Origin of the sequence: Arthrobacter sp. PvP023 (genome assembly GCF_017832975.1) — a bacterium.
In the GTDB taxonomy this organism is placed as follows: Bacteria; Actinomycetota; Actinomycetes; order Actinomycetales; family Micrococcaceae; genus Arthrobacter.
Window position 1 is genome coordinate 1073539 of record NZ_JAFIBI010000001.1, and the last position, 12952, is coordinate 1086490.

The window sequence follows — 12952 nt, forward strand, 5'->3', positions numbered from 1 at the left end:
AAAATAAAAATTCCGACCCCAACACGGTCCCGGACAAAGGTCGAGCGCATGACACTTGCACCAACTGACACAGTCACCCCGTACCGCCTGGCAGCCGGTGCTGAAATCACCGAAGTCCAGGGCATTCTCCGCGCCGGGGGACTGCTGGACCCGGCGAAGCGGATCGCCTATCTCGGCCTGCTGGACCCCGCCCGGGGCAGCGCCGGGAATTCCGAGGACCGGCGCTTCCGCGTGTTCATCCACGATGTTTCCGGCGGCCGCCCCGTTGACGTAACGGTCTCCGTGACGCGCGGCGAGGTGATTTCCGCCGTCGAACTGGACACCGCCGTCGCCGGCGAACTTCCCGTGCTGGAAGAGGAATTCGAGGTGGTGGAGGAACTCCTGGCCTCCGACGCGCGGTGGCTGAAGGCGCTGGCCGACCGCGGGCTCGACGTCGGCAAGGTCCGCGTTGCCCCGCTGTCCGCCGGTGTCTTCGAGTACCCGGAGGAAAAGGGCCGGCGCATCCTCCGCGGGCTGGCCTTCGTCCAGGACTTTCCCGAGGACAGCGCCTGGGCGCATCCCGTTGACGGCCTGGTGGCCTATGTCGACGTCGTCAGCAAGGAAGTCACGCAGGTCCTGGATACCGGGGTTGTCCCTATTCCCGCCGAGCACGGCAACTACACCGACCCAGAGCTCACCGGCCCGCTGCGCACCACCCAGAAGCCGCTGCACATCACCCAGCCCGAGGGGCCCAGCTTCACGGTCACCGGCGGCAACCACGTTGAATGGGAAAAGTGGAGCGTCGACGTCGGCTTCGATGTCCGCGAGGGCGTGGTGCTGCACAACCTTGCCTTCCAGGACGGCGGGCGCAAGCGGCCCATCATCAACCGCGCCTCCATCGCCGAGATGGTGGTTCCCTATGGCGACCCGTCGCCGATCCGTTCCTGGCAGAACTACTTCGACACCGGCGAATACCTGGTGGGCCAGTACGCCAATTCTCTTGAACTGGGCTGCGACTGCCTCGGCGAGATCACCTACCTGAGCCCCGTGATCAGCGACGCGTTCGGCAACCCCCGCGAAATCCGCAACGGCATCTGCATGCACGAGGAGGACTGGGGCATCCTGGCCAAGCACAGCGACCTCTGGACGGGCATCAACTACACCCGCCGCAACCGCCGCCTGGTCATCTCCTTCTTCACCACCATCGGCAACTACGACTACGGCTTCTACTGGTACCTCTACCTCGACGGCACCATCGAATTCGAAGCCAAGGCCACCGGCGTAGTCTTCACCAGCGCCTTCCCGGAGGGCGGCTCGGCCAACATTTCCCAGCTCGCACCCGGGCTCGGCGCGCCGTTCCACCAGCACCTTTTCAGTGCCCGCCTGGACATGGCGATCGACGGCTTCACCAACCGGGTGGAGGAGGAGGACGTGGTCCGGCAGCCCATGGGCGAAGGCAACGAGCGCGGCAACGCGTTCTCCCGGAAGAGGACTGTCCTGGCCCGGGAATCCGACGCCGTCCGGGAAGCCGACGCCCGCAGCGGCCGGACCTGGATCATCTCCAACCCGGAGTCGCGCAACCGGCTGGGCGAACCTGTGGGCTACAAGCTGCATGCCCAGGGCCAGCCCACGCTCCTGGCCGATCCGGATTCCTCCATTGCCCGCCGTGCGGCGTTCGCCACCAAGGACCTGTGGGTCACCCGGTTCGCGGAGGATGAGCGGTACCCTACCGGCGACTTCGTGAACCAGCACTCCGGGGGAGCGGGGCTGCCGGCCTACATCGCGCAGGACCGCGAGATCGACGGCCAGGACATCGTGGTGTGGCACACCTTCGGGCTGACCCACTTCCCCCGGATCGAGGACTGGCCCATCATGCCCGTGGACACTGTGGGCTTCAAGCTGCGGCCTGAGGGATTCTTCGACCGCAGCCCCGTGCTGGACGTGCCGGCCAACCCGAACACCACGCCCGCCGCCGGCGGACACTGCCACGGCTAGGCAGGCGCCATGACAGCCCTGCGTGGATGGAGCCGTGCCGCCGGCTCCATCCGCCAGCCCCGGCCCGTGCTGCACATGCGCGCCGTCGCCGCGGCCACTGTTGCGTCCTGCCTGGTACACCTGTGGCTCGTTGCGGGAAACCATCACGGGATGTGGCTGAACCTGCTGATGCTGGCCATGGTGGGAGTGTGCCTGCCGTGCGCGGTCCACATCTGGCGCGACGGCAGGCCCGGTTCCCTGCGTCAGGTGATGGCGTGCGCGCTGGCGATGGCCGCACTGCACGCTGTCCTGTTGCTGGGGGCCGTGCCGGCTACCGGGCCGGCCGGCCACAGCCACGGGGTTTCCGGGATGCCGGCCGCGGAAACCGCGGCTTCCGCGGCCGGAGGCATGATCGGCATCATCGCCATGGAAATCACGACGGCGCTACTCGCCGCGACGCTGGTGGCCAGGCTGCGGCGTACGCCCTGGGTGGTCGGTCCTTAGCGCTCCGCAATGAGCTTGAGGTTTTCCAGCGTCTGCTGCCGGGCGCGTTCCTGAAGGTGCTCGATCATGACATGGTCCACGAATTTGCCGATCGCACTGCCCGGCACGTTGTATTCGATCTCCATCGAGACGAGCGTCCCGGTTCCTGCTGGTTCGTAATCCCAGTTCTGCCAGCCCTTGAGCGGACCGTCGAATTCAATCCGTACGTGTTTCCCGCCGGCGGGCGTCGGCTGGTTCTCCACAACGTGCGTGGTCACCGGAAACGGGACGCCGGCCATCAGGTAACTGTGCTCCACCACGGTGCCGGCCCCGCCGTCGCCCGTTACTTTCTTGGCCTCTCCGAGATTCACCCACCAGGAGGCCCAATGCCGCGGATCCGTGGCGATCTCCGTGACCCGCTCCACGGGTGCGTCGATTGTTGTGTTCAGCTTGATGTGGCCCATTGGAACTCCTCTGGTGGCAAGTGGCAGCCGCTGCGTTGTCCCCCGGCTTCCAGCCAACCACCTGGCGGCGCAGGGCCGCAGAGGACAAGGTCCCGTCAGTGGACTGAGTTGCCCAGTTCGCGCAGCGGGGTCTTGCTGGTCTCGCGGGCCCAGAAGGCGCCGGCGACGGCCAGGAGCGAGGACGCGGCCACGATCCAGGCGGCGGGGCCCCAGTTGGCCTTGTCCGCGCCGACGAGTGCGGTGCCGAGCAGCGGGGTGAAGCCGGCGCACAGGATGCCGACCTGCAGGCCGATGGCCATGCCCGAATAGCGGACCTTCACGTTGAACAGCTCCGAGAACCAGGCGGGGTAGATGGCGTTGGACATGGCGTAGGTTCCGGCCGTGATCAGGGTGCTGGTCAGGAAGATCATGGGCACGTTGCCGGTGGAGATCACGGAGAAGTAGATGAAGATCATGGCGCCTGAACCGAGGACGCCGGTGATGAAGATCGGGCGGCGGCCGTACTTGTCGGAGAGCCAGGCCATCAGCGGCTGGGTTGCGATGGCAATGATGTTGCCGGTGATGCTGACCCAGAGCATGGTGGAGGCCGGGACGCCGACGGACACCGCGTAGGCCAGGCCGAAGGACTGCATGAAAGTGTTGGTGACGGTCTCGAAGGACATCAGGGCCACCTGGAAGAACTGGGCCGGGTGGGTCTTGAACATCTTCGCGAAGGGGAGCTTCACCAGTTCGCCGTGATCATGCTTCTCCTCGAACACCTCGGGTTCCTCGAGCGAGCGGCGGACCAGGTACGCGACGATCAGCACGATCAGCGAGAGCCAGAACGGGATGCGCCAGCCCCAGGCGAGGCGGTCGGCTTCACTCATGGCAGCCACGGGCAGGAATGCCAGCGAGGCCAGGACGATGCCGGCGGAGATGCCGCTCATTGCAAAGCTGGCGAAGAAGCCGCGGCGGCCTTCCGGGGCTTCCTCGGTGGACAGCGCCGAGGCACCGGCCGTTTCGGCTCCTGCGGAGAGGCCCTGCATGAGGCGCAGGAGCACCAGCAGGGCAGGGGCCCAGTAGCCGGCGGTGTTGAAGTCGGGCAGCACGCCAATGAGGAACGTGGCCGAACCCATCAGCACCAGCGTCAGCACCAGGGTGTTCTTGCGGCCGATCTTGTCACCCAGGTGGCCGAAGACCACCGCGCCGAAGGGGCGTGCCACGTACGCCACGCCGAAGGTGGCGAAGGAAGCGATCAGGGCAACGGTGGGGTCCCCGGCCGGAAAGAAAATCTTGGAAAAGACCAGCGACGCAGCGGTGGCGTAAATGAAGAAGTCGTAGTACTCAAGGGCACCGCCGAGGAACGCGGCGAGGGCTGCTTTCTTGGCCCGCCTGAGCTGGCGCTGATCGGCTCCGATGCTGGCGCCTGTAGCTGTATTTGTCATGGTGCTTGCCCTTCCGCGCTGAAAGACGGTTGTTGTTTGCGAGATTGTGCGCATTCCGAACAGCTGTGCGGTATGCGACTATTGAAAGAGTAACGCAGAGTGAGGTGCCTCACAACACCCCCCCGACCGAATCTCCCAATCGAAAGGTGCCACCATGGAAACCCGCACACCGGCCTACCGGCTGTTCCTCATCGGCTCGGAAGCCTCGGCCGCCATGTCGCCCGGGCTCTGGGGCCCGGTCCTGGAACAGCTGGGAAGCAGCTGGATCTACGAGGCATGGGATGTCCCGGCCGGCCAGGACATGTCCGGCGTCCGAGACGCGATGCTGGAGGCCGACGTAGTCGCCGCAAACGTGACAATGCCCCACAAGCAGTGGGCCGCGGGGACAGCTGACACTGTTACCGAACAGGTCCGGATCAGCGGAGCTTCCAACCTGCTGGTCCGGCACGGCCGGAGCCTGAGTGCGCACAACACGGACATCACTGCCGTCGCCGAACTGCTGGGCGGCCGGCACCAGCGGCACGCCGTGATGCTCGGGGCAGGCGGAGCCGCACGCGCAGCACTGGTCGCCCTGGCGGGACTGGCGGACCGGGTCACCGTGACGGACAAGGACCCGCGTGCCTCCCGCCAGCTGCTGAACCTCGCCACCAGCCTGGGCATGGAGGCCGGTGCGGTGACGTGGGCCGAGGCGCGCGCTCACGCGCCGGACGCCTCGCTGATCGTCAACGCGACGCCCCTCGGCAAGAGCAGTGCCGACGAACCGGCATGGGGGACCGCGAAGCTCTCACCGGACACTTTTGTTTATGACTTCGTCTATGCCGGCCACACGACGGCCACCATCGCAGCGGCGAAAGCGCAGGGCCTGCCCTGCGCCGACGGCTGGGACCACCTGCGGGCGCAGGCAGCGGCCATGATCCCCATCCTCGGACTGAAGCCGGAGGCCGGCGCCGTTTTGGGCCGCACACTCACCGACATCCGGGGGGGGGGGGGGGGGGGGGGGGGGACTGACAGCGGGCTGAAACCGCACTAACCCCGCGGATCCGCTGTGCTTTATCCGGATATGATCGGAATAAGCCTGCGGCCAAGCGTCCGCAGAGGCCGACATTGAGCTTCAGGGAGGGTGAACGATTCCATGGCGGAGCAACCCGAATACTTCGTGAAGTCTGTGGAAAAAGCGTTTGACGTGCTGCGCTCCTTCGCCCCGGACGAGCCCCGCCTGACCGTCTCCCAGGTCGCCGCAAAGTCGGATATGACCAGGGCCTCCGCCCGGAGGTTCCTGCTGACGCTCACTGACCTGGGCTACCTTCGTGCCGACGGTCCGTACTTCGAACTTACGCCCCGTTCGCTGGACATCGGACAATCGTTCCTGACGAACCTGGCGCTGCCGAGAATCGCCGAGCGGCACCTCAAGTCGCTGGCCGCGGAACTCAACGAAACAACCTCCTTGTGCATTCTCGACGGCACCGACGTCGTCTATGTCGCCTGCGTTCCGTCGCCCCGGCTGCTGAGCGTCTCCATCAGCGTGGGCACCCGGTTTCCCGCCTGGGCAACCTCCATGGGCCGCGTCCTGCTGGGTGCATTGTCCGCCGCCGAGCTGAAGTCGTACTTCGAGTCCGTCCAGCTGCAGCGGTTCACCGAACGCTCAATCGGGAGCCTCGACGAGCTCCAGGCCGAGGTGGACCAGGCCCGGACCAAGGGATGGTCCATGGTCTCGCAGGAACTGGAGGAGGGCCTCCGCGGTGTGGCTGTTCCGGTGTGGCGCGGCCACGAGGTGGTCGCCGCGGTCAACGTGTCCCTCCAGACCCACCGGGCACCGGCGGAAGCCATCGAAAAAACGGTGGTTCCGCTGCTGCAGGACGCCGCACGGCAGATCGGCCACGACTACGGCGGGCGGGCCGCCGCACCGCTCACTACTGCAACCCGGGGATGACATGATCACACGCAAAGACGTCGATGAAGCTGCCGGCAGGATTGCCGGGCTGGTCCGCCGCACCCCGGTGATCGAAGCGGACCGGGAGAGCTTCCCCGGGACTGTCTGGCTCAAGTGCGAGTTCATGCAGCACACCGGTACGTTCAAGGCCCGGGGTGCCTTCAACCGCGTGCTGGCCTGCCGCGAACGGGGCGAGCTCAAAGAGGACATTGGAATCGTCGTCGCCTCCGGCGGGAATGCCGGCCTCGCCAACGCCTACGCGGCAGCGCAGGCAGGTGTTCCTGCCGCCGTCTTCGTTCCCGAGACCGCGCCGGCCATGAAGGTGAAGAAACTTCGGGAATCCGGGGCTTCCGTCGTCCAGCGCGGCGCCGAATACGCGGTCGCCTATGACGCCGCGATCGCGTACGCGGCCGAAACCGGGGCCGTGTACTGCCACGCCTACGACCAGCCCGAGATTGCCGCGGGTGCCGGCACCGTCGGCTCGGAGCTGCTGGAACAGCTGGGCGGCGTGGATACCGTCCTGGTGGCAGTGGGCGGCGGGGGACTGATGGCCGGGGTCGCGGCCGCCGTCGAAGGCTTTGCCAAGGTGGTGGCCGTGGAGCCCGCAACAGCCCCCACACTGCACGCCGCGCTGAAGGCGGGGCAGCCCGTGGATGTGGCCGTCGGCGGGATTGCAGCCGACTCGCTGGGGGCGCGCCGGATCGGACAGATCGGCTTCGACGTCGCGGTGCGGACGGGCGTGGTGGGCGTGCTGGTGTCCGACGACGAAATTGTTGCCGCGCGCTCAAGGTTGTGGGCCGACTACCGGATGGTGGTGGAGCATGGCGCGGCGGCCGCCTTTGCCGCCCTGACCTCGGGGGCCTACGTCCCGGCGGAGGGCGAACGCGTAGCCGTGATCCTCTGCGGAGCGAACACGGACCCGTCCACGCTCTGAGCGTCGGCCTGACCGCCAGTCAGGCCGCGGCATCGGTCAGATCGCCGCATCGGTCAGATCGCCGCGCGGCCGCTCGGCCGGGCCGCGATCCGTTTGGGTTCCTTGCGGTCGCGGCGGGCGTAGATGCGGGACCGCTCGCTGGATAAGGCCAGGATCAGCAGGATGTCCAGGGTGAGGCCGGGCAGGTTGGTCTGCAGCGTGATTCCCGGGCCGCCGTTGACCACGTCAATGACCTGCAGGCCGATCGCGGCGGTGCTCACGGCCATGGTGAGCGTGCGCGCCCAGTTCCGTCCCAGGAAGACGAACCAGGCGAGCAGCAGTTCCGCGAGGGCAAAGAAGACCACCACGGCCACGCCAAGGTAAAGCGCCAGCTGCGCCTGGCCCATGGTCAGGCCCGCCCCGTCGCCGTCGCTGCTGCCGGATTGGAGGAGGGGCTCCAGATGCGCGGCCGGAAACAGCACGATGGACAGGGCCAGTGCTGCCGCGGCCAGTGCACGGCCGGCGACGAGGACCGCCCCGAGGATGGTGGGGGCGGGCCGCCTGTTCCGGCTGTCGCTCGGGAGCCGCGGCAAGACAAGTCCGGGCACCGCCGTTTCGCGCAGGTCAACGACGGGGAGGTCTCCGTCGGTGGCAATCTCATCGCCCCCGCCGTTGCGGCTGTGGTAGCCGGTGGAGAAGTCCCGGATCACCCGGACGGCGGCTGCCGGATCGGCGTCGGAAATGGACGTGACGATATGGTCCCGCTCGTCGTCCGTGTGCTCGTCGATCTTGTGGGTGATCTGGAGGGTGAAGAGCGAGAAGCCGACGCTGCGGTCGTAGGTACCGGCAGCCAGCCAGTCCGCGGCCACGCCGCCGGGGAGCAGCCAGCCGGGCGGGCACCGCCAGAAGCGGACGTGGTGGCGCTTGCCGGGGTTTCCGTCCACCTCCTGCTGGTAGGCGAAGTCCTGTTGCCGGCCGAACAGGAAGAGCGGGCTGACCGGAGCCTCATGGTAGCTGCGGCGCAGCACGGTGGAGGTGACGATCCGCCAGCTGCTGGCGAGGGTCACGTCGTCGGCGATGGTCCAGCCCGCCCGGCGCATCACGTGGTGGAGCTGGGCTTCGGAGCCGAGCAGGGCAACGTTCACCGGATCGCCGAGGAGGCCGTCGCTGGTGCGGGCGCGCCCGATGAAGTAATCGGGCACGTAGAGGCGGGTCAGGATCGAGTGGAGCCTGGGCAGCACGAGGTAGGCGAGCATGGCCCAAAAGATGAACATGAACCAGATCTGGCCCCAGCCCCACTGGAAGCTCAGTTCAAGGAGTAGATAGGTCAACCAGACGGCGGCGACACCACCGATGAGGAAGAAGATCCGGTCCCATGCGGTATCGAACGCTGTGCGGGAAACGCCCGCGACAGGCACCTTCACTACAGGCCTGGTCATGGGCAGAATAATACTGGAGCCGGTGGCTGGTTCCGTGGGCACAGCGGCCCGGACTGAGATGCATGGTGTTTCCCCCCGTGAAGCGTGGCGGTCAGTCCAATGGAAGGGTGACCGTGATGCAGGTGCCCTTGCCGGGCGCGGTGTCTATGGTCGCGGTGCCGCCGGCTTCATGGACTGCGATGGACATCAGCAGTAGTCCGAATCCCTGCGGCCGGCTGCCGCAGCTTTCAGCGCGGTCGAAGCCGGTGCCGTTGTCAGCCACGGTCAGCCGGATGCCGTGGTGCACCGCAGCGAGCCGGACGGTCAGCTGGGTGGCGGCGGCAAATTTGAAGGCGTTGCTCAGCGCCTCCTGGGCGGCGTGGTAAAGCAGCCCGGCACTGCCGGCCGGGATCTCAATGCCGTGGTGCGGCGTCTCCCACCGGACGGTGGTTCCCTGCTCCCGGAGCGGGGTGGCGAGCCGGTCGATGCAGCCGGCGAGCCCGAGTGCATGAAAGTCCACCGGGGCCTGATCGGTAATGACGCCGTGGATCGCGGCGACTTCATTGACAGCTGGAGCCTTTTCCATGGCCAGTCCTGCTTCCTTGCAGCCTGTGATGCTTCCTTCTCACGGGTGCTGGGTTCCCGCCTGGATGTATGACTCAAGGGTGAACCGGCGGAATCATGAATGACGCGACTTTGACGCAATTTTGGCTCAAGTTCAGCGGGATTCCCGTGGTCATCTCAAGAGACACACAAGATTTGATAGCCCGGCGATGCCGGATGCCACTCCATGTGTAGGCTCATCACCAGCCCCATAAGTCCAGATAGTGGAAATACCCATCCGTGGGGATTCTGCCGACGAATATGGGGGTGACTGACCGAAAGACTATGGGGGCATAGATGGAAGAACGCGGCATTGCCGTTGTTGTAGAGGATGACGACGACGTCAGGAATTCCCTCAGGGAAGTGCTGCTGCAATCCGGGTTCTCCGTGTACGCGACGTCTTCCGGGCTTGAGGGGGTTGAGGCGGTCCGCCGGTACAACCCTGTGGTGGTCACCATGGACCTGGGGCTTCCGGACTTTGACGGCCTTGAGGCCTCCCGCCGCATCCGCACGTTCAGCGACGCCTACCTGGTCATCGTGACCGGCCGGGTGGATGAAGCCGACGCCATCATGGGTTTCGAAGCAGGGGCGGATGACTTCCTCACCAAGCCGTTCCGACCCCGCGAGCTCAGGGCGCGGATCGCCGCGATGCTTCGCCGGCCCAGACAGCACGCCGAAGCGCCGATGGTGGCCGCCGGAGACCTGCGCGGAACCGCTAACGCGCCCGCCGCGTCAACCCGTCCGGCCGGCATGGTGCCGGCCGAACTGCGGCAGGCAGAGCGTGCAGAGTCCGAGCTGGCCGAGTTCGAGCACAACGGGCTGACGCTGAGCGAGGGGACCAGGACCGCGGAGTTCGAGGGACTGAGGGTTGAGTTGACCCGGACGCAGTTCGACCTCCTCCTTGTCCTCCTGGAGAACGGACGCCTGGTTCAGACGAAGGCCGACCTGGTCCGCCGCCTGAGGAACGAACCGTACGACACCGGTTCGTACGTGAGCACCGCCGAAGAGCGCGCCGTCGAAGTCCACATGGGTAACCTGCGGAAACGGCTGGGGGACGATTCGCGCTCGCCGCGATGGGTTGAGACCGTCAGGGGAATCGGCTACCGGCTTGCGCCGCAGCTGGCTGCCGGCTGACCCGCACCGCCTGGCTGGTCCCGGGCCAGAGTCCCGGGCCAGAGTCCCGGGCCGGGGCCCCGAACTCTGGCCGAGGGCCCCGTGGCATGGGATTCTTAAGCTTGGCGGAGGGAAGCACCGTGACTCCCAAGCAACTGGTTCTGGTAGTGGCTGCCACCGTGGGCGTTTTGGCCCTGGTGCTGATCTCGATCGACTGGGCACCGGCCGCCTTGCAGGATCCCGCCCGGACCCTGGGCGTCCTGAACGCCCAGGGAGTCATCCGCTGGGGTGAAAACCCGGACAGGGCACCCTTCTCCGTCTTTGAACTCGCCATGTTCGTCGCCGTAGGACTGGCCTTTGTCCTTGCCGGCGTGACGGCGTGGCAGACCCGGCCCAACCGGAATCCCGGCCTGCTGCTGGTGCTCGCCGGGCTGCTGTGGCTGGCTGCCGGGGTGCGGCGGTCCAGTGATCCGGTGCTGTTCACAGCCGGTGTGGCGCTGACGCTCATGTACCAGCCTCCGCTGCTGCAGCTTGCCCTGAGCTTCCCCTCGGGAGTCCTGCGCTCGCGGGCGGAACGGGCGGCTGTCGTTTTCTTCTTCGCTGCCTGGGTGGTCATCGCAGTGGCGAGCTGGGCCTTTTTCGATCCGCGGCTGCACATTGCGGCAGGGGAGTCCACCTCCCGCAACCTGCTTCTGCTGTGGGACAGCCCGGAGCTGACCAGCGTCATCGGGGACGCCGCCCGCATTGTCCAGGTGGGCATCGGCATGGCCATTGTGGCCGTGCTGGTGTCCCGCTGGCGGTCCGGCTCACCTGCGTACCGGGCGGCGTTCCTGCCACTCTGGCTTGCCGTGATCATCAAGACGGCGTCCACCGTCTGGGTGTCCCTGGCCGTGGTCCAGCTGACCGGCTCGCTTTCCAACGAGGCCCTGCTCTGGCAGTACCCGGCGACCGCGATCGTCCCCCTCGCCGTCCTGCTGGGTCTGTGGCGTTACCGGTTCGCCCGTGGTGCCCTGAGCGAGCTCATGGTGGAGATCGGGATGGCGCCGGTCAGCGACCGGCTCATCCGCGCCCTGCGCAGGTCGGTCCGGGACCCCACCCTCAGCCTGTGGCGGTGGTCGCCCGCGCTGTCCGGCTTCGTGGACGACGACGGCGTGCCCCGCGCGGTGCCGGAGGACGGATCCGGGCGGGCGGCCATGGTGCTGGAGCGTAACGGCACTCCCGTGGGGGCGCTGGTTTTCGATGAGGCGCTCCGGGACCAGCCACAGCTGATGGCCGCCGTGCGGAGCGCCACTTCCCTGGCCCTGGACAACCAGAACATGGAACAGCAGCTGCGGGACCAGCTGATCGAGGTCCGGCGCTCCCGGGAACGGATTGTCACGGCCGGGGACGCCCGGCGTCGTGAGCTCGAGCGGGACCTCCACGACGGCGCCCAGCAGCGCCTCGTTGCGGTGTCCATGGACCTGGCAAGGGCGCGGCGGGCCGCGAGCCCGGCGGAGATGAAGGAGCTGGTGGACCAGGCCAGCGACGAGCTCGCCGTCGCACTGACGGAACTTCGTGAGCTGGCCCGGGGCGTCTACCCGCCGTCGCTGCGGGAGAGGGGGCTGGAAGGTTCCCTGACGGCGCTCGCCGAGCGTTCGGCGCTCCCCATTGAACTGGACGTCGACCTGCCGCAAAGGCCGCCGCCCCAGGTGGAACTCGCGGCGTATTTCATCTGCGCCGAGGCGGTGACCAATGCGGCCAAGCACGCCAGTGCCTCGAACCTGCAGATCGGCGTCACAGGCGCGGACGCCGGGCTCAGGCTGCACGTGACGGATAACGGGATCGGCGGGGCAAGCCCCGGTGCCGACGGCGGGCTGCTGGGGCTGGCCGACCGGGCCGCGGCTTTGGGCGGTTCCCTCACGGTCACCAGTCCGGAAGGCGGCGGAACAACAGTGGCGGCCACCCTGCCGTTCGCGGCCGACCCGACGGAGGACCTGCCATGACATTGCGCGTCGCCATCGCGGACGATTCGGCGCTGCTTCGCCGCGGCCTGGCCGCGCTGCTCACCTCCGAGGGGCTGGAGGTGGCCTGCGAGGCTGCGGACGCTACGGAGCTTCTGGGGTGCGTCGCGGCCTTGCAGCCCGACGTTGCCGTGGTGGACATCCGCATGCCGCCCACCTTCACCACCGAAGGTATCCAGGCCGCGACGGCGATCCGGCACGACCATCCCGGAACGGGGGTCCTCCTGCTGTCCCAGTATGTGGAGACCGAAAACGCCATGCAGCTCCTGGGGAACGGAGCGAAAGGCCTGGGCTACCTCCTGAAGGAGCGGGTCTCGGACATCGACGAGTTCATCGACGCGCTGCACCGGGTGGCGGCCGGCGGGACCGCCGTCGATCCTGAACTGGTGGCACGGATGGTGGCCCGGCCGCATAACGGCCACCAGCGGGAGGATGAGCTCAGCAGCAGGGAACGGGACGTCCTGGAGTTGATGGCCCAGGGGCGCACCAACCAGGCGATCGGGAAGACCCTGTTCCTGGGGGAGCGGACGGTGGAGGCGCACATCCGGAGCATCTTCCTGAAGCTTGGTCTGAGGCCGGAACCCGAGGACCACCGCCGGGTCCTCGCCGTGCTCACCTACCTGCGCCAGCACTAGCAAAACCGGCGGCCGC

12 protein-coding genes are annotated in these 12952 nt (G+C 67.3%); 8 read left to right on the forward strand and 4 right to left on the reverse strand.

Annotated features, from left to right (window positions below; genetic code table 11):
- Window positions 1-48: 48 nt before the first annotated feature.
- Both JOE31_RS05000 and JOE31_RS05005 read left to right on the forward strand, forming a co-directional pair.
- Entirely contained in the window at window positions 49-1974 is a 1926-nt protein-coding gene (locus JOE31_RS05000; protein ID WP_209742423.1) for a primary-amine oxidase, read from the forward strand.
- A gap of 9 nt (window positions 1975-1983) precedes the next feature.
- Window positions 1984-2457, forward strand: coding sequence for a hypothetical protein (locus JOE31_RS05005; RefSeq protein ID WP_209742424.1), 474 nt, complete (start codon window positions 1984-1986; stop codon window positions 2455-2457).
- Here the strand turns inward: JOE31_RS05005 and JOE31_RS05010 are convergent.
- Window positions 2454-2900: an SRPBCC family protein gene (locus JOE31_RS05010; RefSeq protein WP_209742425.1), complete on the reverse strand. Its 447-nt coding sequence runs from the start codon at window positions 2898-2900 to the stop codon at window positions 2454-2456. The genes JOE31_RS05005 and JOE31_RS05010 overlap by 4 nt on opposite strands.
- A 95-nt stretch (window positions 2901-2995) precedes the next feature.
- On the reverse strand, window positions 2996-4324 hold the full coding sequence (locus JOE31_RS05015; protein WP_209742426.1) for an MFS transporter: 1329 nt from the start codon (window positions 4322-4324) through the stop codon (window positions 2996-2998).
- A 154-nt stretch (window positions 4325-4478) separates the two neighbouring features.
- Here JOE31_RS05015 and JOE31_RS05020 point away from each other — a divergent pair, with 154 nt between their 5' ends.
- The 3 genes from JOE31_RS05020 to JOE31_RS05030 all read left to right on the forward strand — a co-directional run bounded on the left by JOE31_RS05020 (window position 4479) and on the right by JOE31_RS05030 (window position 7188).
- The gene (locus JOE31_RS05020; protein ID WP_209742427.1) at window positions 4479-5354 is read left to right on the forward strand and encodes a shikimate dehydrogenase; all 876 of its coding nucleotides are present in this window, start codon (window positions 4479-4481) and stop codon (window positions 5352-5354) included.
- 102 nt (window positions 5355-5456) lie between these two features.
- Window positions 5457-6254: an IclR family transcriptional regulator C-terminal domain-containing protein gene (locus tag JOE31_RS05025; protein WP_209742428.1), complete on the forward strand. Its 798-nt coding sequence runs from the start codon at window positions 5457-5459 to the stop codon at window positions 6252-6254.
- A gap of 1 nt (window position 6255) precedes the next feature.
- Window positions 6256-7188 (forward strand): threonine/serine dehydratase, encoded by a 933-nt coding sequence (locus JOE31_RS05030; protein ID WP_209742429.1) that lies wholly within the window; start codon window positions 6256-6258, stop codon window positions 7186-7188.
- A 53-nt stretch (window positions 7189-7241) separates the two neighbouring features.
- On the opposite strand, the gene JOE31_RS05035 is transcribed toward JOE31_RS05030, so the two are convergent.
- Window positions 7242-8606 carry an LssY C-terminal domain-containing protein gene (locus JOE31_RS05035; protein WP_209742430.1) on the reverse strand — a complete coding sequence of 455 codons (1365 nt, stop codon included), beginning with the start codon at window positions 8604-8606 and terminating at the stop codon, window positions 7242-7244.
- A gap of 91 nt (window positions 8607-8697) precedes the next feature.
- The gene (locus tag JOE31_RS05040; protein ID WP_209742431.1) at window positions 8698-9171 is read right to left on the reverse strand and encodes a sensor histidine kinase; all 474 of its coding nucleotides are present in this window, start codon (window positions 9169-9171) and stop codon (window positions 8698-8700) included.
- A 314-nt stretch (window positions 9172-9485) separates the two neighbouring features.
- On the opposite strand from JOE31_RS05040, the gene JOE31_RS05045 reads away from it, so the two are divergent.
- The 3 genes from JOE31_RS05045 (at window position 9486) to JOE31_RS05055 (ending at window position 12936) form a co-directional block, all read left to right on the forward strand.
- On the forward strand, window positions 9486-10322 hold the full coding sequence (locus JOE31_RS05045; RefSeq protein ID WP_209742432.1) for a response regulator transcription factor: 837 nt from the start codon (window positions 9486-9488) through the stop codon (window positions 10320-10322).
- A gap of 119 nt (window positions 10323-10441) precedes the next feature.
- Complete coding sequence (locus tag JOE31_RS05050) at window positions 10442-12283, forward strand: histidine kinase (RefSeq protein WP_307864372.1); 1842 nt, start codon at window positions 10442-10444, stop codon at window positions 12281-12283.
- Window positions 12280-12936 carry a response regulator transcription factor gene (locus JOE31_RS05055; RefSeq protein WP_245198980.1) on the forward strand — a complete coding sequence of 219 codons (657 nt, stop codon included), beginning with the start codon at window positions 12280-12282 and terminating at the stop codon, window positions 12934-12936. The genes JOE31_RS05050 and JOE31_RS05055 overlap by 4 nt, the downstream gene beginning before the upstream one ends.
- Window positions 12937-12952 lie beyond the last annotated feature (16 nt).